Annotated in this window: 16 protein-coding genes and 1 pseudogene; 3 read left to right on the forward strand and 14 right to left on the reverse strand. The window is 39.5% G+C overall.

Translation table 11 applies throughout. From position 1 onward, the window contains the following. Positions 1–63: 63 nt before the first annotated feature. The 9 genes from BLL40_RS03795 to BLL40_RS03845 form a co-directional block, all read right to left on the reverse strand. Positions 64–1,193 (reverse strand): IS3 family transposase gene (locus tag BLL40_RS03795; RefSeq protein ID WP_095532817.1). Its coding sequence is split into 2 segments (ribosomal slippage): positions 64–914 and positions 914–1,193, totalling 1,131 coding nucleotides; the frame shifts between segments, so codons are not numbered across the junction. Positions 1,194–1,278: 85 nt separating this feature from the next. Continuing rightward, on the reverse strand, positions 1,279–1,983 hold the full coding sequence (locus BLL40_RS03805; RefSeq protein WP_073710598.1) for a response regulator transcription factor: 705 nt from the start codon (positions 1,981–1,983) through the stop codon (positions 1,279–1,281). A gap of 7 nt (positions 1,984–1,990) precedes the next feature. After that, complete coding sequence (locus BLL40_RS03810) at positions 1,991–4,138, reverse strand: ATP-binding protein (protein WP_073710599.1); 2,148 nt, start codon at positions 4,136–4,138, stop codon at positions 1,991–1,993. A 781-nt stretch (positions 4,139–4,919) separates the two neighbouring features. Beyond that, the gene (gene menC, locus BLL40_RS03820) at positions 4,920–6,026 is read right to left on the reverse strand and encodes an o-succinylbenzoate synthase (RefSeq protein WP_073710601.1); all 1,107 of its coding nucleotides are present in this window, start codon (positions 6,024–6,026) and stop codon (positions 4,920–4,922) included. 5 nt (positions 6,027–6,031) lie between these two features. Beyond that, on the reverse strand, positions 6,032–6,823 hold the full coding sequence (locus BLL40_RS03825; RefSeq protein WP_073710602.1) for a GNAT family N-acetyltransferase: 792 nt from the start codon (positions 6,821–6,823) through the stop codon (positions 6,032–6,034). A 65-nt stretch (positions 6,824–6,888) separates the two neighbouring features. Continuing rightward, on the reverse strand, positions 6,889–8,052 hold the full coding sequence (locus tag BLL40_RS03830; RefSeq protein ID WP_245797883.1) for an amidohydrolase: 1,164 nt from the start codon (positions 8,050–8,052) through the stop codon (positions 6,889–6,891). 24 nt (positions 8,053–8,076) lie between these two features. Continuing rightward, a complete protein-coding gene (locus BLL40_RS03835; RefSeq protein ID WP_073710603.1) occupies positions 8,077–9,465 on the reverse strand; it encodes a YjiH family protein in 1,389 nt (462 codons plus the stop codon). Between the two features lie 39 nt (positions 9,466–9,504). After that, a complete protein-coding gene (locus BLL40_RS03840) occupies positions 9,505–10,350 on the reverse strand; it encodes a MurR/RpiR family transcriptional regulator (protein ID WP_073710604.1) in 846 nt (281 codons plus the stop codon). 753 nt (positions 10,351–11,103) lie between these two features. Further along, positions 11,104–12,891 carry a sensor domain-containing diguanylate cyclase gene (locus BLL40_RS03845; protein ID WP_083566257.1) on the reverse strand — a complete coding sequence of 596 codons (1,788 nt, stop codon included), beginning with the start codon at positions 12,889–12,891 and terminating at the stop codon, positions 11,104–11,106. 1,244 nt (positions 12,892–14,135) lie between these two features. Here BLL40_RS03845 and BLL40_RS03850 point away from each other — a divergent pair. Beyond that, on the forward strand, positions 14,136–15,002 hold the full coding sequence (locus BLL40_RS03850; protein WP_073710605.1) for a PfkB family carbohydrate kinase: 867 nt from the start codon (positions 14,136–14,138) through the stop codon (positions 15,000–15,002). 109 nt (positions 15,003–15,111) lie between these two features. Here the strand turns inward: BLL40_RS03850 and BLL40_RS03855 are convergent, their stop codons facing one another. Next, positions 15,112–16,158 carry a 2,3-butanediol dehydrogenase gene (locus tag BLL40_RS03855; RefSeq protein ID WP_073710606.1) on the reverse strand — a complete coding sequence of 349 codons (1,047 nt, stop codon included), beginning with the start codon at positions 16,156–16,158 and terminating at the stop codon, positions 15,112–15,114. 124 nt (positions 16,159–16,282) lie between these two features. On the opposite strand from BLL40_RS03855, the gene BLL40_RS03860 reads away from it, so the two are divergent. After that, positions 16,283–17,194: a LysR family transcriptional regulator gene (locus BLL40_RS03860; protein ID WP_073710607.1), complete on the forward strand. Its 912-nt coding sequence runs from the start codon at positions 16,283–16,285 to the stop codon at positions 17,192–17,194. Positions 17,195–17,426: 232 nt separating this feature from the next. On the opposite strand, the gene BLL40_RS03865 is transcribed toward BLL40_RS03860, so the two are convergent. From BLL40_RS03865 to BLL40_RS03880, 4 genes and pseudogenes are all read right to left on the reverse strand, one after another. Beyond that, positions 17,427–18,434 carry a FecCD family ABC transporter permease gene (locus tag BLL40_RS03865; protein WP_073710608.1) on the reverse strand — a complete coding sequence of 336 codons (1,008 nt, stop codon included), beginning with the start codon at positions 18,432–18,434 and terminating at the stop codon, positions 17,427–17,429. Then, a complete protein-coding gene (locus tag BLL40_RS03870) occupies positions 18,431–19,408 on the reverse strand; it encodes a FecCD family ABC transporter permease (RefSeq protein WP_073710609.1) in 978 nt (325 codons plus the stop codon). Before BLL40_RS03870 ends, BLL40_RS03865 begins: the two co-directional genes overlap by 4 nt. Positions 19,409–19,477: 69 nt before the next feature. Continuing rightward, positions 19,478–20,401, reverse strand: coding sequence for an iron-hydroxamate ABC transporter substrate-binding protein (locus BLL40_RS03875; RefSeq protein WP_073710610.1), 924 nt, complete (start codon positions 20,399–20,401; stop codon positions 19,478–19,480). Next, positions 20,352–21,310 (reverse strand): annotated as a pseudogene (locus tag BLL40_RS03880) (ABC transporter ATP-binding protein). Before BLL40_RS03880 ends, BLL40_RS03875 begins: the two are co-directional and overlap by 50 nt. On the opposite strand from BLL40_RS03880, the gene BLL40_RS03885 reads away from it, so the two are divergent. Further along, a complete protein-coding gene (locus BLL40_RS03885) occupies positions 21,276–22,325 on the forward strand; it encodes an NAD(P)/FAD-dependent oxidoreductase (RefSeq protein WP_073710611.1) in 1,050 nt (349 codons plus the stop codon). The pseudogene BLL40_RS03880 and the gene BLL40_RS03885 overlap by 35 nt on opposite strands. The last annotated feature ends 13 nt before the right edge of the window (positions 22,326–22,338 follow it).

Here is a 22,338-nt window from a genome sequence, read left to right on the forward strand (position 1 = left end):
GAGAGGATGATTTAGCATGAAAAAATATAGAGATTGGAATGTTAACATTAAACTGGACAAAAATTATAAGGGCTGTTGTTTAAATTCAGCAGGCGTTAAATAGTCCAATGTTCCGTGAATTCGAATGTTATTGAACCAATGCACATAGTCATGCAGTTCAAGAGCTAGTTGTTCCAGGGAAGAGAAATGTGCCCCATTAGCGAACTCTGTCTTAAATACCTTAAATGTCGCTTCAGCTATAGCGTTGTCATAAGGGCATCCTTTCATACTTAAAGATCGTTTGATACCAAACGTTTCAAGAGCCTCTGAAATGAGCTTGTTATCAAACTCTTTCCCGCGGTCTGTATGAAACATTTTGACATCATTCAAATTCGCTTGGATGCTTGAAATGGCTTGATACACAAGCTCTGCCATCTTATTTGCACCAACACTATGACCAATGATTTCGCGAATAAAGAGGTCGACAAATAGGCATACATAATGCCACTTTTTTCCGACACGGACGTATGTTAAATCGCTGACTATGACAACTAACGGTGCTTCTTGTGTAAATTGACGTTGTAATTCGTTCTTAACAGGCGCTTCATTACAGGTTGATTGACGTGGTTTAAATTGCGCCACGGTGTAGTTTGAAACAAGTCCCATTTCGTTCATTAATCGACCAATTCGGCGACGTGAAACTTGCTTGGGTTCAGATATTTTTGTTAATTCTTTCTTGATTTTTCGTGTGCCATAATTATTATGGCTTTCTTTGGAAATACGCATGATTTCTTTAGAAAGCTCTTGATCTTCAGCTTTCTTCGCGCATGTGTTACTTTCAATGGCATGATAATAATAGGTACTTTTCGGAAGATTGAGGACGTCACACATGGCTGATACTGAATATTTGTGAACATTGTTACGAATCACATTTATTTTCGTCCCATGATCAGCGCTGCTTGTTTTAAAATATCGTTCTCCATCAGTAAACGCTGGTTTTCCTTACGTAATCGAGCAAGTTCGTTTTCTTCTTCTGTTCGATTGTCTTTCGCGGCGAATGAACCAGATTCACGATAGTTTTTAATCCAACGATCTAAAGCAGGTGGTGTAATATCATATTCTCTGGCAATATCTGCGCGAGGTTTGCCATTTTCAAAAAGCTTCACTAATTGCAGTTTCAATTCGGGTGTAAAAGTTCGACGTTGACGTGTCATAGTAGCACGCTCCTTAAGTTAATAGTCTAAGTTTACATCCCCTTATTTTATCTGCCCAACTTAGTGTAGCCTATCCACCTTAACGCTATGTTCGGGCTCGCAACGAACTTCTGGCAACCAGCATATATCCGGCCCCCCGAATCGTAATGATTCTCTCAGGATTGGCAGGGTCAGCCTCGATTTTTTTGCGTAAATTACTGATGTGTACAGCGACCGTTCTCGTATCCTCCAGACTCTCCGTTCCCCAGATGAGCTGAAACAACGCATCGACACTGATGGCACGATTAACATTTTGTGCCATATAGGACAGTAGACCGAACTCTTTTTTAGATAAAAAGATGGGTTCACTACCCATGTTGACGGACTGTGCGTAGAAATCCAGCGTTAAACCCGGTAACTCCAGCAGTTGTTCCCCTCTGCCCGTTGACACTCTGCGAAGATGTGCCTTGATCTTGGCCATGAGTACTCCCGGACTGAACGGCTTGGTCACATAATCGTCGCCACCATAGGATAACGCGCTAATTTTCACCTCGTCTTCCTCACGGCTACTCAGAAACACAATCGTTGCATTCGTGTAGGCCCGTGCGTTCCTGCACCAATCAATGCCGCTCTCATTAGCCAGCAGTACATCCAGTACAATCAAATCCGGCTTGAACGAGGCAAGCAGTTTCAAGGCCTCTGTCCCATTATAACTGTAGGAGGATATGAAGCCCTCCTTCTCGCAATACGCCTGAACAATCTCGCATATGTTGGGGTCATCATCGACGATCATAATTTTATATTTGTTCATCTAGCCCTCACCTACCTTCTCCATGAATGCATGGAAGTGATATGTAAATTATTAACCCTGTCTTGCCGTCGCTCTCCGCTCGAACCGTCCCTCCATGCGCTTGTACGATTTCTCTGCAAATCGCCAGCCCGAGCCCGCTGCCCTCTACACCATTCCCTACACCCGGTCCATCATATCTATAATTGCGATCGAAAATTTTCTCAAGCTGATCTGGAGGAACGCCTATGCCAGAGTCTTGTACGCTAATAATCGCATAGCGGGTATGATTCATCTCCTCCACAGCTAGCGCAATACGCACCAGCCCACCACTAGAGGTGAACTTCATCGCGTTCGACACTAGATTAAACAACGCCTGGTCTAATCTTTGCGCATCCATCTCGACAACAGGCAAGTTAGGTCGTTGATCTTCCGCATCCCCGATATCCAGCATGAAATCCAAACCTGCGTCAGACACAACCAGCTCATATTGTTCAAAAAAATCACGCAAGAAGTGAGTCACATGAACCGGCTCCATTTGGAACGAGACTTGTCCCGTCTCCAAATGCGACAAGAAGGACAACTCCTCGATCATGCGGTTAATCCTTATCGTGTTATCCCGGATATACTTCAGGTACTGTTCATTACGTTCCGGCTTGACCATGTCTTGTACAGCTTCTACATAACCAAGCATGCTGGACAGCGGCATACGCAGATCATGCGTAATATAGGCAAGGAGCTTCTTTCGCCCTTGCTCGGAGTGAAGCAACCGGTCATACGAGGTGCGGAGATCATCATGAGCTGCGGATAAGGCCTGTGTGCGTTCCTGCACGGTCCGTTCCAAATTCATATTCATTTCGGTCAGCTTGTTGTTAGCGTCCTGCAGCTCACGTGCAATCCTCTCCTCGTTCGATGCCGCCCTCGTAAATCTCGAAGAAAGCAGAATCATCTGTGCAATCGTAAACACCAACAGACCAAGCGGAGATGTATTTCCGATTAGTGACCATTCGTTGTAATATAAAAAATCGTTGATGACAGTAACTAAAGCAACCACCGACACCAATAGGAAGATCAGTGCTCCCTCCATACGCCGCACAGCCGCTATGACCAACCCAACCATCAGATAAATCATATTGAGAACAGTCAACACACCGATCAACAGTAATAATTTTGTATATACAAGTGCAGGGGCCACCACAATAATGATACAGAATACGGCAGTTATGTTCCGCGTGCCACGAAGAATCCGACGCGACACATAATTCGGAAAAATGCACTCAGAGTACATCGTGATGATATAACCACTGCTGCAAAGAATCAGGTACTCGATCTTGAACTGCAATTCCCACGGAATAGCTGGCCAAAATTGTGTGATCAAGAGCTCGCCGACCAGCAATGATCGGATACCTAACAACATGGTGAACAGACCAAAATACAATGTAGCCCTATCTTTGCGTCGCAGGACGAACAACAGCAGGTGATACACACCAATCACCAGCAGGCTTGCAGTTACGAACATCTCGGCAGCGATTCCCAGATTGGTCCTGACCGTTAACACATCACTGCCGCCCAGTTCTATATACTGAGTGATGCCGCCTCGCTTATGATGGAAGTTGGCGACTTGCATAACAAGCTCTACCCTGTCATTCTCGGGCTGGAAGAACACCAGCTTCGTTGCCAGATGCGGTGTCACGCTGCTCTTGTCCTGACCAACTGCACCAACTTCCGCTAGCATATCACCATTAACCCATAATTTATACGCATGAAAGATGGAAGGCAGCCGCAGAGCAAGCCGCTCATTCCTATCCTGCTCGCTAAGCTCTATGACCACCCGAAAGGTTGCAAAGCCTGTACCGTTCAGCTGCTGACCATCTAACCGATAGCCTAGCCAGGAGCCCGGGATGCTGATCCAGTGGTCATTATTTCCGTCCCTTGTAGAACGAATCTGTATGTCCTCAGGCGACAACAGCTCTTGCCAGTAGAACGCCCACTCCCCTTTTAACTTTAGCGGATTCTCACTGACATGAACCTGCGTTAAATCCAGAATGCCTTCTTCACTTTGGATCTTAGGGGAGTCCGGTGCAGAAATGATGGCATAGCTTGCAACTAAACCAACAACAACGGCAGTAACTATATGAAGCAAGATAGCACGAGAACCGAATCGGAGAATACCCCTCATTATGAACCCAACCCCAATCTACAAGAGCGCAATAAGTAAAGTAAGTTGATTATCTAAATAATATCATTATTAAAGGAAAATGTACCTATCAAATATTTACTAGGCGTTGAACACAAACATCACGATGAGGTCCTTTTTTGAACGTAAGAAAACCGTCCACCCCCGGACGGTTCATTAACGTACAAACCCAAGTTTTAAGCAAGAAGAAGGGAACGGGTAACGAAGCAGACTCACTGATGCAGATCACAGAGGTAGATTCAGACGCCGTTTTCTTACCCCGCAATGTGTCCTCTTGCTTCGAAGATATTTCCCATGATTTTGCGGGGGGCCCATAGCCTCCACTTCTTTCGTTCGACCCGTTTGTCCACCACAAACACAGAAGCCCAAGCCCGAATACTAAAAATATTCGGTCTTCTATATACAGGTAAATGCGGCTCATAACTACTACTTCCTTACGGGCGACACACAGCACTCCACATGTCTCGAATGTGTGCTACATCCATAATGACACTTGAAGTATTAAATACATAGTTTATGCTTAATCCTTGTTACTGTCCCATAATCCATAAGTAAATGAGGTTTTTATTGATAGCTTTTTAAATATAATAGGAGAGCTGATCACTGTAAGCTCTCCTATTATTCATATTAATACCTTCCATAGAACGTCTTGTGAAACGTGATTTTTCGAGGCGCCCCATTGCCAATAACTATTATGCCAGCGTAACTGGAAACGGTCAGTGTGGCTTGTGGGTTAGAATGGTTTGTTTTTCCGCAGTTTCATCTATTCTAATGTGCTTCTATTCAAAGTAAATCTATTTATCAGTGCCAGATTAGGTTCATAGCCAATACCAAGTCCTTTGGGGACATAAATATAACCGTCTTGGACTTCTACCTCAGGGGAGATAATATCCTGTGACCAATAATGCGACGAACCAGCTGTGTCGCCAGGTAATGTGAAATTCGGCAAAGTGGTAATAGCCACATTATGTGCGCGGCCAATACCGGCTTCGAGCATGCCTCCACACCAGACTGGAACATCATGTTGCTGGCAGAGATCGTGGATTTTTTTTGCTTCCGATAACCCGCCGACACGGCCAATTTTAATATTGATAATCTTGCAGCTTCCTAAGTGAATGGCCTTTCTAGCGTCTTCAGCAGAATGGATGCTTTCATCTAAGCAAATGGGTGTATTTAATTTCGCTTGCAGTAAAGAGTGGTCGATGATGTCATCGTTTCCTAATGGCTGCTCAATCATTGTTAAGTTAAATTCGTCAAGTGCTTTTAATTGGTCTATGTCTTGAAGGGTATAAGCACTATTTGCATCAGCCATCATGGGAACATCAGGGAATTCTTTGCGGATGGCACGTAAAATATTGTAATCCCAACCCGGCTTAATCTTTATTTTTATTCGTTTGAAACCTTTTTCCACAGACTCTTCTACTTTTTGCAATAAAGCCTTTTCTGATTCTTGGATTCCTATACTGATACCGACTTCAATTTTCTCTTTCGTTCCGCCAAGTGCTTTTGATAAAGACATCCCATTTTCTCTCGCATAAAGATCCCAGATCGCACCTTCTAAAGCGGCCTTTGCCATAACATTGCCGCGTACGCTTCTAAAGCGCTCGGCAAGATCATCTGGGTGATGAATCGGTTCACGAAGCAACAATGGAATTAAGAAATCAGTCATCATATGCCAGTTTGTTTGAACCGTTTCATCATGATAAAGCGGAGTAAGGGAGGCAACAGATTCAGCCCATCCTGATACCCCACTTTTTGATTCAATTTCAACTAAAATAAAGTCTTTATCTACTTCGGTACCGACACTTGTTGTGAATGGGTTTAATAAATCCATTTTCAAATGCCGTAACACAACACGTTTTATTTCCATAGTTGTCACATCTCCTTACTTTTTTTAAATAGATAGTGGCAAGCGTTGCCGTCTGATGGATCCCGTATTAAATCAAAAGCGTGATAACCGTTCGAAAAATAATGTTGGAATGCAACACGAGTAGCCTCACGCCAGTTAAGTGCTAATGTTAAGTCATGCTTTTTTAACTCTTGGAAATTGAGAGGGACAGGTACGGATATCCATTCATCTGTTTGGTCCAAAGTAACTTCCCCGGGAGTTAAATAACCATTCATGGTGTTTGTCGTAATCACAGATGTGTAGGAAGCACTGTTAGCTTCTAGTTGTTCTTTTGTTAGGTTCCATTCTACTAAAAATCGGTCAGAAGGAAGTCCGACATTTAACTGATCTGGCAAGTCTCCGTAGGCATTCTCTATGTAGGTCGAGCATGTTGCGCCTAGTTTGTGTAGGTTGAGCGTGCCGTTTACAGTTTCAAGTGGGTCGTACGTCCATTTGATTAAGTCATAACCTTTTTGAATTGCGCTTTCTTTTTGAGCGAGCTTCAACTGCATGCCGATCCCTAATTTCCGAAAGTCAGGATGGATACCTAAGTTATGAGAATGAAGGTATGCCACCTTTCCGTCGAATCCAGCGAAGCTATATTGAAAGCCGATTAGTCTTTCGTTTAAAAAGGCGCCTAAGACTAAACCACCACTTTTTATGACCGCTGCCATATGGTGAACTGGAACAGGATCGTCCATGCTCCAAATGATGGATTCTAAAGCTTTCACTTCAATTAATTCTCTAACATGTTCTATATTACGAATTACTATGTTCAAAACTTAAATCTCCTTTGTGGCAGATTGTCGGGCAGGCAAATCCCGCTTGATAAGTCTTTTCGTCCTTACCATACTTTCGTATCTGCTTTGATTAGCATTTCCGTTAAGATTTTTGTCCCATCAATTACAGATTCCGTATTAAAATTCATCTTCGGGTGGTGTAACCCCGGTTTTAAGTCGCAGCCTAAGCCAATCATCGTGGCGGCGAGACCGGGGGAATGGTAAGAGTAAAAGTGGAAATCCTCTCCTCCTGGTGAGATACATATAGGCTCTACATGTTCTTCTCCTAGAACCGAAGCGATTGCCTCTTTTGCTAAGTCGATTGCAGCTGGATGTTTAACAGCTGCGGGAAGAAGATCCTCGACCCTACGTTCTATCGTTGTCGAGGTGAGCTTAGCTACATCTTCAATCGTTGTCTGCGCTTTTTCAATTAAATCCTCCATTACCTCGTTTGTTTTAGCTCTAAGATCAAATGTAAAATGAGCTGTTTCAGGAATGGCATTTGTCGAAATACCAGCGTGTAACTCAGTCATTTTAATGGAATACGAGCTGTTTCCTTTTAAACGCAGTTCTTTCATTTTTTGAATAAGAATGGCGGCAGCCTCAATTGGATTGTTGCCATCTTCTGGTCTTGCAGCATGGGCTTGAACACCTTTGATACAACCTGTAATTGTGGCATTAGAGCTGTGCTGAATAACAGGTGCAGCCATTCCCATTTCTACTTCTATCGCAGGACGAACGTGGATTCCACCTAGGAATTTAACGTGATCTAATGCTCCATCTTTTATCATTTGCAAAGCTCCACTAGCTTTTTCTTCGGCTGGTTGAAAAATAAAGCGGATCGTATGGTGAAATGAGTGTTTGCTTTCCGCTAAAGCTAATGCACTGTATAACACCATTGTCGAATGGGCATCGTGACCGCAGGAGTGATTAGGCTGGATTTGACCGTCTACTTCCTGCATTAGTGCATCCATATCAGCACGTATCGCAATCACATCTTTCGATTGTCCTTTCAGTTCAGCAATAAATCCATAATGGGAATCAAATGAAGTGATCTCTAAAACTGATTCTTTTAGTTTTTCTTTAAGATAGGCAGATGTGTCTTTCTCTTCCCAGCTAGGCTCGGCTAAAGCATGAAGATCTTTATATGTTTGCAAAATATTATCTCGATGTGATGTGATAAAGTCGATTGGATGATTCATAAATAACTTTCCCTCCAGCAACTGCATCTAGTTCCACCTCTAACCTCCTACTTAAAAGAGAATATGTGCAATAAGGACAACAATTGGCAGTGTAATGAATGTTCTAAGTAAAAAGATTAAGAATAAATCCTTGAGCGTTACGGGGATTTTTGTTCCTAATAGGAGACCCCCCATTTCAGATAGATAAACAAGTTGAGTTACTGATACACAGGCGATGACAAAACGTGTTAATTCACTTTCAATTCCACTTCCAATGATTGCAGGAAGAAACATATCAGCAAAGCCTATAATCATCGTTTGGGCAGCCTCACCTGCTTCAGGGATTTGCAGTAAAGTTAGAATTGGAACAAATGGCATACCTAAGTATTTGAATATAGGGGTATATTCTGCAATGATTACGGCAGCTGTTCCAATCGCCATGACAACAGGAATAACCCCAAGCCACATATCAATCACGTTTTTACAGCCATCTTTTATAATAGACGAAATATTTTTAGTTTTATTAGCTTGTAGCAATGCTTGATGGATTCCCCATTTAACTGGAGAGATGTTTGCTGGAATATCATTTTCTGCTTTAAATTCCGTATGTTCATAGCCAGTATTCGCTTTTTTAGACAAAGGTGGAATACGTGGCATAATGATTGCTGCAACAAGTCCTGCTAAGACAATTGTAAAATAATAAGGAATAAAGTAATGCTCAAGCTTTAAATAGGAAAGGACCACAATTGAAAAGGTAATGGATACAACAGAGAACGTTGTTGCAACGATTGCGGCTTCACGCTTTGTATAATATCCATCCTCATATTGCTTTGCTGTTAACAAAACGCCAATTGTTCCATCTCCAACCCAAGAAGCCAAGCAGTCTATAGAAGAGCGCCCAGGGATCGTAAAAACAGGTTTCATTACTTTTATTAATATTGCACCAAAAAATTCAAGTAAACCAAAGTTTAAAAGCAGTGGTAAGAAGAAACCCGCGAGTAAAAATGTTGTAAATAAAATAGGGACTAAACTATATGAAAGTAAGCCACCTGTGTTTTCTGAGGTAATCCATTCAGGTCCTATTTTGTGAACAGTCATGATGGCAAATATAGTTCCTAATAAACGGATAATTAGCCACGGTTTTGAAACATTAAAAAGGGTATTAAGAAATGGATTCTTCAGAATAACTTTAGGTTTCATGCTAACAGTTATGATTGAACCAATGATGGAAATAACCATTAAATACGATGCGATATATGGTATATAATCTCCAATTTGTCCGTTTATTTGATTTGCAAAAAAAGCAATTGGAATTGTAATACCATCCGCTGTATTCAAAGGAATCATAAAGAGTAAAACTCCGAATAGGGAGGGGATGATAAATTTTAAATAATGTAAAATAGAGAACGATTTTAATGATATGTTCTTATCATTAGGCATTTCTTTGGCTATTTTATTCATGTGAATCTCCTTCTTAATTAGTAATTACTTTGAAGTAATTTACTCTAGATACATTTCTTGATTGGAATAAAGCATTTCAATCATTTCCTGACGTTTGCTTATTCTTACATGATCACGACTATGCATTCCAGCAATGATCATTTCTAGTATGCAAATGACAGATACGAAAGAGAAATAACCAGATTCCATCTGTTCCTCCGTTGTGATCGTAATATCAGAAATCTGTCCAATTGGTGAGAGTTGCCGGTCTGTAATCGAAATGAGCTTTGCATGCTGCTTCTTTACCCATTCCGCTAGTTTAAGAGAGTCTTTTGTATAACGTGGGAAAGAAAAGACGATGACTACAGAACCTTCTTTTAATTCACAAAGTTGTTCTGGTAGAACGTGTTGAGATAAAAAAACGTTTTCTCTAAGCTGACTAAGTGAATAGTAGAGCCAGTGTGCTGCAGCAAAGGAAGCTCCGAATCCCCCGATATAAACCCGATCCGCTTGGATTAATTCTTCAATTGCTTGATCAATGTTTTTTCTGTTTAATTGATTCAACAGTTGCTGTAATATCTGACTTTCCTTTTCAATAACTTTGGCATACATATCTCCTACTGTATGTTCATTTTGAATTTGAAAATGCTGAGTAGAATGCTGCTTTGTTGTTATCCATTCTTGTTGAATCATGTCTTGCATATCAGAAAAACCGCTAAACCCTAAAGCATAAGAAAAACGAATCACAGTAGTTTCACTGACTCCGACTTTCTTTCCTAGTTGAAAAGCTGTCTTTAAAACAGCCTCATCCCGATGGTCTACTAGGAACTCAGCTATCTTTTTTTGACCGGGAGAAAGTGTCGAAAATTTATTTTTAATCAATTGGTAAAAGTCTATTTTTTCCATATAGTCTCCTTTTAGATGAAGTTCATCCTTCGATATTAAATTATAAAGCATTAAATCCTTCACAACAAGTAGAAGATGTATATTTATGCAAAGTTATTATATATTTATTTGGAAAAAAGGCGTGAAATGAAACTTAATTAGAAGGAAGTATCCTTTATCCCGCATTAACGGGCAGTAAGACCCTCGCTTCAAGACATCGAAAAGAAGAGAAGGATAAGCGGGGGATCAACTGCCCGTAAAAGCCCGATTGGTTCGGGCCGGCTGAAGCCGGTCACTCAGGTATTGCCGCAGGACGCGGCGCTCTTTACTTGAGTTCCTGTTTATTCAGTGGGGTATGAGCAGAACGCAGACTAAGATCGTCACGTCCTGTGACAACGTCTGCATGATTCACATCCTGTGAACCTAACCCCCACTGAATGAAGTTTCACTTTATAACCTCACTAAGTAGCTGAACTATCAGAAGTCAGTAGGGGCTATTGTACGAATCGGTCTAGAACGATTCGAAAGGACTGAACAATTTCGTCGTCATATCGTTTTTAGGTGTCAATTTTACTTCATCAAAAAAACCACCTGTTTAATAAAGGCGGTGAACGGTAATATATCTAAATAAGATCATTTTCCAATAAAAGAGTATCCTAATATAGTGATTTTATAGGATGATCTTTTACATCATCTTTAAAGCAAGTAATAATATCCAAAGATCGTGAAACATGGATGTGAAACAAAATTTTTCGGGGAGTGACAGGCACGGTGTTATTTTATCAAATATTCAACACAGTTTCTTCCTCTATCTTTAGCGTGGTATAAAGCTTTATCACATCTTGATATCAAAGTATTTAATGTGTCACCTTGAACATAACAAGTGACTCCAAAGCTACACGTTTTTCGTTCTACTATTGGGAAACGATGATTTTCTAATTGTTTACGAAGTTTCTTTGAAAGCTGTAAAGCATCTTCTAGTGTGGTTTGTGGACAAATAACTAAAAATTCCTCGCCTCCCCACCTTCCAACCGTATCCATATCCTTCATATTATCTTTTAATAGTTTCGCTGCTTCTATTAACACAATATCTCCTACTTGATGGCCAAATTGATCGTTTACTTCCTTAAAATGATCGACATCCAACAATATGACGGAAAATGGTATAAACTCATTTTGAGCACGTTTCAATTCATTTTCCAATACATAATCTAATCGGACACGATTAGGTATTTGAGTTAGTCTATCCGTATTTGCTAAATGTTCAAGCTCCCTTGTTGCTTTTTCTAATTGCTGCGTTCGTTCTTTTACTTTGTGCTCAAGGATTTCGTTTAATTTTTGTTGCATATCTTGATGCTCTTTTTTAATAATATTGATTTTATCCCCTAACGCTAATGACAAGAATACGGCTTCAAAAATGGCGGCGATTGCAGGAACATCTTCATATATTCGTGGATGAAGTGGAATAATACTTATAAATCCTAACCCTTGAATAATTATAGAGCCAAGTAAAACTGTCCATCCGACCATATAAAACCGAGCGATTTTATGCCCTCTTAGCAATAAGCGTAATCCTGAAATCCAAAGAAACAAAAGGACAAGCATCGTAAATACCGTTGTGAAATCATTGACAATGGATACGTCAGGAATGATAAACACCGCTATAAAGGACAAGATGGTTATCCATAATGATACCGTTAACACTTGATTATGTATGGGTAAATATTTTTTTAGCTCAAGAAATTCTCTTCCAAATAAAATCATACATAAAAGTAACAAATTGCAGCTTAACACTAAAGACCTTGTGAAAAACCATTCAGGTAATAAGTGACCCGTTAGTTCAATATCAAAGGTATTCATCGTTGCTTGAAAGACCATAAAGCTCCACATATAAAAAACATAGTATAAATAAGATCTTTCTTTTAATGAAAAAAACAAAAATAGATTATAAATGGATAATGCAGTCAAAAATCCGTAAAAAGCACCTGTGAAAAATTTATACGAGATAATTTTTTCTATAAATCCATTTGTTGTATAGAGAGAAGAAATCACTGTTAGTGGAAGTGATCCCTCTAATTTAATATAAATTTCTTGTATAGATGGATCATTTATTGTAAATAGAATAGAGCGAAATTTAATTTCCCGACTATCCAAATTTGAGAATCCACCTTTTTGTATATCATATGTACCGTCCTCTTTCAGCAAAAATACCTCAATACTTTCTAGTTTATCTATTAGTTCTAGCCAGTAGGATTCTTCCTTATTCTTTATTATTTCATCAGCATCTAACCGAAGCCAAACCGTATCATCCGTATGCCAAAAGTTCAAATATTCTTGAGTACTTGCAACAAAGGACTTGTCATATTTACCGGATAAGATATCATCAATTTTGATATCATTGGAAGGATCACGAAAAACATCATAATGTGGTCCTAATATAATAGGTTTTGAAAGCTCGGCTGCATGACTTACTAAAGGTACAAGTAGATGTATCACTAATGTAAAAACGATTGCAATAAAAAAATAAAATAACGTCACGTTTTTTACTATTCTATTTTTCATCTTAATTGTTTTCGTCCACCCTCCATGTTTTTAGTCCAATATTTTAAACTCAATATAAAGAAAAGTAATATAAAATTGACAGAGTGCTAAAAAACAATTATGAAAAGTCGGTTAGTTACTTTTTGAACACACCATTTTTATATGAACTTAACAAAGTAAACGTTACAATTGGTCTCTAGCAGGGCAGTGTTTTATCCCGCATTAACGGGCAGTAAGAAGTAAGACCCCGCTTCAAGACGTCGAAAAGAAAAGAAGGATAAGCGGGGAGCAACCGCCCGTAAAAGCCCGATTGGTTCGGGCCGGCTGAAGCGGTCACTCAAGTATTGCCGCAGGAAGCGGCGCTCTTTACCTGAGTTCTTTTTTATTCAGTGGGGGATGGGAACGTAGACTAAGATCGTCACGTCCTGTGACAACGTGTGCATGATTCACATCCTGTGAACCTAACCCCCACTGAAAGAAGTTTCACTTTATCCTTCTGTTAAATTAATTTTACCACATTTTATTTATTTTTTAGATTTTTTCCAATAAACAAAAATATCTGTTTATACTGTGCTGTTTGCTTTTAAGACCTACAAAATAAAAAACTCATTTAGATTTATATAACCTGTCTAACTTAGTGTAGCCGGTTCAATTATCATATTATTGAAGGAAAGTGACTTTTCCATTACACTAGTTTTATCCCGCATTAACGGGCAGTAAGACCCCCGCTTGAAGACGTCGAAAAGAAAAGAAGGATAAGCGGGGGTTCAACTGCCCGTAAAAGCCCGATCGGTTCGGGCCGGCTGAAGCCGGTCACTCACGTATTGCCGCAGGACGCGGTGCTCTTTACCTGAGTTCCTGTTTATTCAGTCGGGGATGAGCGGAATGTAGACTAAGATCGTCACGCCCTGTGACAACGTCTGCATAATTCACATCCTGTGAACCTAACCCCCACTGAAAGAAGTTTCATTTTATTACATCAAGTGAACTATTCATGGCTTAACGTTTGAAGTGGGAGACTGCTTAGCTTACCTGGTTAAAATCGGACAGCCCCATTAAAAATAAGTTTATCAGCTACTTCAATTGCAGATTTCATCAGATTAAGAGGGGCAAATGATTTTAACGATCTCGCAAGAATACTATTAGAGAAAACATACAAGATTTGTTATGTATACCGATAAAGTTCATTTTCAGAAATGATGGCAAAGGGGATTAAAGAATATTTTTCTAAGCAACAAGTAGATATTATAAGGGGGAAAATGGATATGGTTCAAGGGGTATTTACGGGATTAACGGGCTTAGATATTACATACTATCAAAATGAATTCCCGCAAGAAAACTTTAAAAGTAAAACGAACGATTATCAAACATTTGTTGGCGGACCTGCTGCGAACGCAGCGATTACATACGCCATTTTAGGTGGTAATGCTACGCTCATCACTTGTCTTGGTGACACAACAATTGCTCAAGCAATTAAGTCTGAATTATTAGATATTTATAATATCACTGTAATTGATATGGCAATCGGTTCTGAACTTTTACCTAGTTTATCTAGTGTGTTAGTCAATAAAGAAAAGGCGACTCGTACAATTTGGAGCGGGCAACAACAGTTTTCTATTCATAAAGCAACTAGCTATGAAAAGTTAATTAATGAAGCAAGCTTCTGTTTTTCAGACTGTAATCTTCCTGAAGTATCTATTGATTTTTTGAAAAAATCTAGAGCGTTAAACAAAAAAATTGTTTTAGATCCTGGTTCATGGAAACCGCATTTCCCAGAATGTCTAGGGCTGGCAGATGAAGTGATTGCATCGGTAAATTGTCATCCGCCGGAAAGTGACTTACTCACATATTTGGAAAATACATCTGTCCATCATAAAGCGATTACAGACGGTGAAAAGGATACTTTATGGTTTGAAAAATCAAATAGCGGAGTAATTAAAGTACCGAAAATTCAAGCGGTGGATTCATTAGCGGCTGGAGATGTACTACACGGTGCCTATTGCTACTATCGTTATCATGAGGGATTATCGTTTGTATGTGCACTCGAAAAAGCGACAATAGTAGCTTCAGAAAGTGTAAAATATTACGGTGCTCGTGAAGGTGTCTATCATATTGCAGAGCAAACAAAATAAGTTACAAGATCATATTGAGGAGCATAACGCGAGCCATCCATTTTCATTAAAAAACCTATGGAGTCACAGGATGGCTCCATAGGTTTTTCTAATTTGATATCGTCTTTAATTATTGTTGAACATCGATCAAAATTTTAGCTTGGCTCTTATCTTTACCAAGAAGTTCTAGTCCATCTTCAACGATGTTGTCTAAAGTGATTTTCTTTGTAACAATCTTTTTCACATCAAGTTTACCTGAAGCGATTAAGCTGATGACTTCAGGGAAGATGTTGCGGTAAGCTAATACAGATGTAAGGTTAGCTTCTTTAATAGTAAGTTGAAGAATATCTACTTTCACAGGTGCAGGGATGATAGAGATCACCATAATTTCTCCATTTTTCTTAATGGAAGAAATGGCATTAGCTAATGTCACTTCAGCACCAGCGACTTCATAGGCAACGTTAACACCGCCTCCAGATAGGGAAAGAATCGCTTCTGAGGAGTCTTCCTCTATTGCATTAATTGTGTGTGTAGCGCCCACTTCTTTTGCTTTTAAAAGACGTTCTGGAGAAACATCGACTGCATAAATTTCAGATGCACCAGCTACTTGTGCGGCCATAATCGTTAATAAACCGATTGGTCCAACGCCAAAAACAGCGACTTTATCGCCTAGTTTTAGTTTGCTTTGTCGTACGGAGTGCATTGCAACAGCCGTTGGTTCAACAAGGGCACCTTCTTCAAGTGAAACAGAATCATGAAGTTTGTGTACCATAGAAGGTTCAACAATAACATATTCTGCAAATCCGCCATTGGCGTTTAATCCGATAAAGCCAAAATTTACACACTGATTATAATGATTTTGCTTGCAATATTCACATTTACCACAATAAATAAGAGGTTCAATCGTTACTCGATCGCCGATGGAGATACCACTCACACCTTCTCCTACCTCAGCAACTGTTCCAGCAAATTCATGGCCCAATGTAAGTGGCGCCATTTCTCCAGAAACGGGATGTGGAACGTTTTCTTGAACGCCAACACCGTGATAAGCATGCAAGTCGCTTCCACAAATACCTGCGAAGCCAACCTTTACTTTTACTTTTCCTGGTTGGATGATAGGTTCTTCTTTATTCTCCACACGGACATCATGTTTTCCATACCATACAGCTGCTTTCATGTTTTTCATCCCCTTAAACAGTTAATATATACTCTAATATCTACATTATAATGTTGTATTATGTTTTAATAAAATTAATATTATTAATGGATACTTAAGTTTTACTTAAGGAAGGGTGACGTCTATGAATCTTGAACAGCTAAAGCACATTGTTGAGGTGGCGAAATGTCAGTCCATATCGAAAGCTTCTGAATCACTTCATATCACGCAATCAGGCATTAGTTTGTCTATTACAGCACTGGAAAAGGAATTAGGATTAAAAATATTCAAACGTTCCCGGCTAGGAGCTATTCCAACGAAGGAAGGAAAAGAGATAATAAAAAAATCGTTAGAGGCTTTAAATAAGATTCAAGAAATCAAGGAAGAAGCCTATTTTCAAACACATTCAATAGCTGGAGAATTACGGTTTGAAGGAATTCCTGGCGTCATGCCATCCTTAATTAAAACAGTTGCTTTTTTGAAAAGAAAGTACCCAAATCTTAGTATAGAAATATCTGAAAAAGGATCGTTTGAGATCATGGAAAATTTTCGCCAAAACAAGATTGATGCGGGGTTTGTTGCTATGAGTCAAGAGATGTTGCAAGAAAAAATAGGGTTAGATTTTGAACCTTTAGTCAAAGGAAAGATGGTTGTTTGTGTCGGGAAAAATTCTCCTTTATCTGGGAGGAAAACGATCCATCCTCAAGAGCTAAAAAAGGAAACTTTTATTTTATATAAAGATGATTATGTCAATTGGTTTATACGAGATTTTACCGAAAGCTTCGGTCAGGTTCATATATTATTTACAACGAATAATAGCTATGCGATTGAGAAAGCTTTGATAGAAGGAGTGGCCATGACTATTGGACATGATTATTCATTTGCTAATCATCCACTTGTGATCAGTGGTGAATTAGTTACGTTAGAGGTGACGCCATATTTACAGCAGACGATCTATTTCGGATGGTTGAAAAAAAGAGACGAGCCACTTTCAATTATATCTAAGCAAGTCATTCAATTATTTAAACGGGAGTTAACTGGAGAGGATTTGCTGTAAAATAGGAATAAGAATATAGGTTTTTTTCGCTCTCTCATAAAACCCTTAATGATCATTAAGGAGGAGGCCAGTGAAACAGCAATCATATGACAATTACACACGCTATTACTCATTGCAGCATTTTGTCTAATTACCGCTTAGTGTGATCACGATTATTAGGTCGATAATGTGTGCTTTTAAAGCAAGTAGCGCTGATCAAGGCAAGGGATTTTATCTACATACTAAACGATCTTTATTTTTTCAATAATAAGTACATGAAATAAGGTGCACCGATTAATGCGGCCATAATACCTGCTGGAACACCATCCGGGTCCACTACATTACGTCCAATTGTGTCTGCAAATAATAAAAGCCATCCGCCAATTAGAATGGCGAGGGGAAGAAACAATTGATTTCGCGGACCTACTAACGCTTTTGCGATATGGGGAGCCATGAGCCCAATAAAGGCAATTCCACCTGTAACGGAAACAGCAGAAGCGGCTAGTGCAACTGCAGTTAAGAGCAAGGCAATCCGCTCCTTTTCAATCGAAACCCCGACGCCTATCGCCACAGGTTCACTAAGTCCAAGAAGATTTAAACGATTGGCTTTGTATAGCGTAAAGGGAATAAGGACTAACAGCCAAGGAAGGATGGCCCATATAAAAGGCCAATCCGCACCCCAAATGTTCCCGGCTAACCATTTTGCGATAAAGTCCACTTTTGAACGTTCAGCTGATGAAATGAGTACAATCATGATGCCGGAAAGGGCCATTGAAAATCCGATCCCAACGAGCACTAATCGAACGGGCTTAAGACCTCCATTTCGGTTATACGAAAATGCATAGATCAAGCATGCGGTCATTAAAGCACCTGCAAAAGCAACAATCGGAAGCAAGTAAACGAATGCGCCCGCTTGGACAGGGACAAACAAAAAGAAAACAGCAATAGCCACACCGGCTCCAGAATTTATACCAATAATGCCGGGATCCGCTAAATCATTGCGTGTAATTCCTTGTAAAATAGCACCAGATAGGGCAAGTGCCATGCCTGCTAATAACGTAATGATGATCCGTGGTAACCGGACAGAAAATAAAATAAAATCTTCTTTAAATGTACCTTGACCGAGAAAAGTTGGGATTAGTCTGTCATACGTTAATGGGGAATAACCGATCCCCATTCCAATAACGGCTGTCAATATAATAAGTGTTGTTAACAGACAAAAGACGATTCGCTGTTTTTTGAGTAACGCTGGCTGAATCATGAGAACGTTTTACCTCCTTTATGAACGATGAAAAGAAAGAAGGGCAAGCCTAGCATGGCAACAATAGCCGCCACAGGTGTTTCATAAGGAGAATTGATTGTACGGCCAAGCGTATCGGCAAACAGCATAAAAATGGCTCCTGAAACAGCCGCCATCGGTATAATATAACGGTAATCTGTTCCAACAATTGCTCGAACGATATGAGGAACCATTAACCCGATAAATGCCATATTCCCAGCAAGTGCTACAGAAGCACCCGCGAGTAATGTAATGACAATAAATAGGATCGTTTTTATTTGTGTTGTTTTTTGACCTAGTCCAACGGCTGTTTCTTCGTTTAAACTAAGAATGGTCAGTTGTCTTGAGAGGATAAGAGAAATAAGTATACTGATCGAAATAAAGGGCACGATCACTTGAAGCTGTCCCCAAGAAGTACCGATTAATCCTCCGGCTGTCCACATGGATACATCTTTTGAAACTTTAAAATAAATACCAATTCCTTCTGCGATAGCAGATAGGAAGGCGGAAACAGCCGCCCCAGCGAGTACAATACGCAGAGGGGAAAAGCCGCCCTTCTTCATAGCACCAAGACCGAAAACCATCAAGGCTCCGATAGCTGCTCCCACAAAACAAGCAATCATAATTCCGAAATAATTGGCTGCAGGGATAAAGACTACGGTTATGGCCAGTGCAGCATTTGCCCCAGCTGTTAGTCCAAGTAAATGCATCATGGCACCCGAAACGGCTAATGCCGCTCCAACAAAAATAGCAGCAATTTCACGCGGCAGGCGAATTTCACGGATAATGGAAATAGCATCTCCCTTCGCTCCCGAAGAAAGTGCCAGCCAAACATCTTTAAGGGCGATGTCCGCTGCTCCGAATACCATTGCTGTCAAAAACATCCCAATAAATACAAGGATTCCGGCAATCAGTTTAAAAATAAATGGGATCGTATAACCGTTTTCTTTCATCATTAAATAATCATCTTTTCTTTTATAGAATAAAGGAGGAATTCTTAACTTAAGAATTCCTCCTTATTTGAATTAGTGACCGAGAAAGTTTTTAATAAAGTAGTCCAGCTGAAAATCTAACGTTAATGGATCATTGAAGTAAAATTCTTTCATGTTCACTTCAAAAACTCGGTTATTTTTAACAGCAGGGATGTTTTTATACGTATCGGTTTCTTGGAATGAATTATCCTGCTCCGAGTCTTTACTAAGAATGACATAGTCTCCTGAAAATTCAGGTAAAACTTCTAAAGATAATGCGTAGTATCCATCTTTTAAAGCCGTTTCTCTTACTTTTTCAGGCATCTTTAATTTCATTTCTTGATAAAGAATTTCTGTACCGCGGCCCCAGTTATCACCGTATACATAAAGTTGTTTGTCAAAGTTTTCAATGACAGAAACAGTTGTCTCTTCGCCGATTTTGTCTTTAATGTCTTCACCAGCTGTTTGTGCACGTTTTTTGAAGTCATCAACCCATGCTTTTTCTTCTTTTTCTTTATTTAATAATTTGCCTATTTCTAAGTGTTGGGTTAAATAATCTACTTTTCCGTATGTATACGTGACAGTAGGAGCAATTTCACTCAATTTATCGACGTTGTTAATTGTTGATAAACCAATGATTAAATCAGGTTCTAGTTCAATAATTTTTTCTAAACTTTCATCGGATACTTCTTCAACATTCTTTAATTTTTCGTCAAAGCGCGGGTTCATCTTGGACCATGAATCCACACCGACAAGGTTAACATCTAAAGCCATGATGTTACCGGCAAAAGAAGAAAGGACCAAAACCCGTTGTGGGTCAGCAGGAACTTCGATAGGTCCATTTTCGGATTGATAGGTGATGGTGCCTGCTTTTTCTTTGTCCGTAGAAGCTTTTTTCTCGTTATTGTCAGATTCATTACTGCAAGCACTAATAATGAGCACGAGCAATAGCATGAATGGGAGGAATCGTTTTTTCATTTTTATCGTCTCCTTTTAATAGATCGTATGCAACACAAATTGGTTTATTTGTCCGGGGGTCCCGTCCAATTTCAGCGTCAATATGAAATACTTTTTTTAGCACGTCATGATTCATCACTTCCTCACAATTTCCCGCTTTCACAATTTCTCCGTCTTTTAAAGCAATGATAAAGTCAGCGAAACGAGCAGCTTGGTTTAAATCATGAAGGACCATGACAATTGTACGTTCTTGTTCTGCATTTAATTTTTGCAACAGTTCTAAAACCTCTAGTTGATGTGCCATATCTAAATAAGTCGTAGGTTCATCAAGGAAAATCATTTCCGTTTCTTGTGCAAGAGCCATGGCGATCCAGACACGTTGGCGTTGACCTCCTGACAGGGCATCGACAGGTCGGAACTTAAAATCGTGTGTTCCTGTGACTTCAAGTGCCCAATCAATGATTTCATAATCTTTTTTTGTTAAGCGTCCGAAGCCTTTTTGATAGGGAAAACGTCCATAAGACACTAGCTCACCGACCGTCAATCCACTAGCACTTTCCGGTGTTTGTGGAAGAATCGCCATTTTTTTGCGAGTCGCTTTGTGCTTTCTTTAGAGATGTGTTCTCCATCTAAAACAACTGTTCCAGATTGATATGGAATAATACGGGTCAGTGCTTTTAATAACGTAGATTTTCCACAGCCATTTGAACCGATAATGGTTGTGATTTTTTTATCTGGAATTTGTATACTGAGATCTTTTACAATTAATCGTTCACTGTAGCCAATCTTTAAATCATCTGTGTATAGGCGAACCATTACGTAACCTCCAAATTCATTAAGATTATATAATTGATAATGATAATCAATTACAATTAATTCACAGGAGTGAACACATATGAAACAGCAAGAGTTATTTGATGTAACGGTCATTGGAGGAGGTCCAGCAGGGCTTTATTCCGCTTTTTATAGTGGACTTAGAGAAATGAAAACAAAGCTTATTGAATATCAGCCACAATTAGGCGGGAAAATTCATGTGTATCCAGAGAAAATGATTTGGGACGTTGGAGGACTGATGCCAATAACAGGAGCAAAATTAATTGAACAACTTGTAGAGCAAGGATTAACGTTTAATCCAGAAGTAGTGCTGAATGAAAAAGTAGAGTCGATCACACGTGATGATAAAGGCATTTTTATATTACAATCTGCCTCAGGCCAAAAGCATTTTTCGAAAACAGTCATTGTGGCTGTTGGTGGTGGAATATTGAACCCGCAAAAGTTAGAAATAGAAGGTGCAGAGAGGTTCGAAGTGTCTAATTTAAATTACACAGTAAAGTCTTTAAAACATTTTAAAGATAAAACGGTAATTATTTCAGGTGGCGGGAATTCCGCAATCGATTGGGCAAATGAATTAGAGCCTATCGCAAAAAATGTTTATGTAACATATAGAAAAGATGCTTTAGCAGGTCATGAAGCACAAGTAACAGAGCTGATGCACAGTTCCGCTGTTTGTTTCTTCAATACGTCGATTACAAAACTAGTAGCAAGCACTGATCATGAAGTCATTGAACGTGTTGAACTAACAAATCATGAAACAGGAGAGATGTCGTATTTGTCCATTGATGAAGTGATTATTAATCATGGTTATGAACGTGATAAGACATTACTTGAAAACAGCGAAGTGAATATAGCAATAGCAGATCATTACTATATCGCAGGTAATGCGGCGAGCGAATCTTCAGTAGATGGACTATACGCAGCTGGAGACATTTTAAAGCACGAAGGGAAATTACATTTAATAGCGGGTGCTTTCCAAGATGCTGCAAACGCTATAAATAAAGCAAAGCAATTTATTCAGCCTGATGCTAATAAAACCGGAATGGTCTCTTCTCATAATGAGGTTTTTAAAAAGCGCAATCGGGAATTGATTCAAAAAATAATGAAATAATCTAAACATACAG

Origin of the sequence: Domibacillus mangrovi, assembly GCF_001906925.1 — a bacterium.
Taxonomy (GTDB): Bacteria; Bacillota; Bacilli; order Bacillales; family Domibacillaceae; genus Domibacillus; species Domibacillus mangrovi.

Bases quoted from the DNA above. Each gene is read 5' to 3' on its own strand.
- BLL40_RS03805 (WP_073710598.1), bottom strand. From the start codon at position 1,983: ATGAACAAATATAAAATTATGATCGTCGATGATGACCCCAACATATGC.
- BLL40_RS03810 (WP_073710599.1), bottom strand. From the start codon at position 4,138: ATGAGGGGTATTCTCCGATTCGGTTCTCGTGCTATCTTGCTTCATATA.
- BLL40_RS03845 (WP_083566257.1), bottom strand. From the start codon at position 12,891: ATGAAAAATAGAATAGTAAAAAACGTGACGTTATTTTATTTTTTTATT.
- BLL40_RS03855 (WP_073710606.1), bottom strand. From the start codon at position 16,158: ATGAAAGCAGCTGTATGGTATGGAAAACATGATGTCCGTGTGGAGAAT.
- BLL40_RS03875 (WP_073710610.1), bottom strand. From the start codon at position 20,401: ATGAAAAAACGATTCCTCCCATTCATGCTATTGCTCGTGCTCATTATT.
- BLL40_RS03885 (WP_073710611.1), top strand. From the start codon at position 21,276: ATGAAACAGCAAGAGTTATTTGATGTAACGGTCATTGGAGGAGGTCCA.
- menC (WP_073710601.1), bottom strand. From the start codon at position 6,026: ATGGAAATAAAACGTGTTGTGTTACGGCATTTGAAAATGGATTTATTA.
- BLL40_RS03865 (WP_073710608.1), bottom strand. From the start codon at position 18,434: ATGATTCAGCCAGCGTTACTCAAAAAACAGCGAATCGTCTTTTGTCTG.
- BLL40_RS03870 (WP_073710609.1), bottom strand. From the start codon at position 19,408: ATGATGAAAGAAAACGGTTATACGATCCCATTTATTTTTAAACTGATT.
- BLL40_RS03860 (WP_073710607.1), top strand. From the start codon at position 16,283: ATGAATCTTGAACAGCTAAAGCACATTGTTGAGGTGGCGAAATGTCAG.
- BLL40_RS03835 (WP_073710603.1), bottom strand. From the start codon at position 9,465: ATGAATAAAATAGCCAAAGAAATGCCTAATGATAAGAACATATCATTA.
- BLL40_RS03850 (WP_073710605.1), top strand. From the start codon at position 14,136: ATGGTTCAAGGGGTATTTACGGGATTAACGGGCTTAGATATTACATAC.
- BLL40_RS03840 (WP_073710604.1), bottom strand. From the start codon at position 10,350: ATGGAAAAAATAGACTTTTACCAATTGATTAAAAATAAATTTTCGACA.
- BLL40_RS03830 (WP_245797883.1), bottom strand. From the start codon at position 8,052: ATGCAGTTGCTGGAGGGAAAGTTATTTATGAATCATCCAATCGACTTT.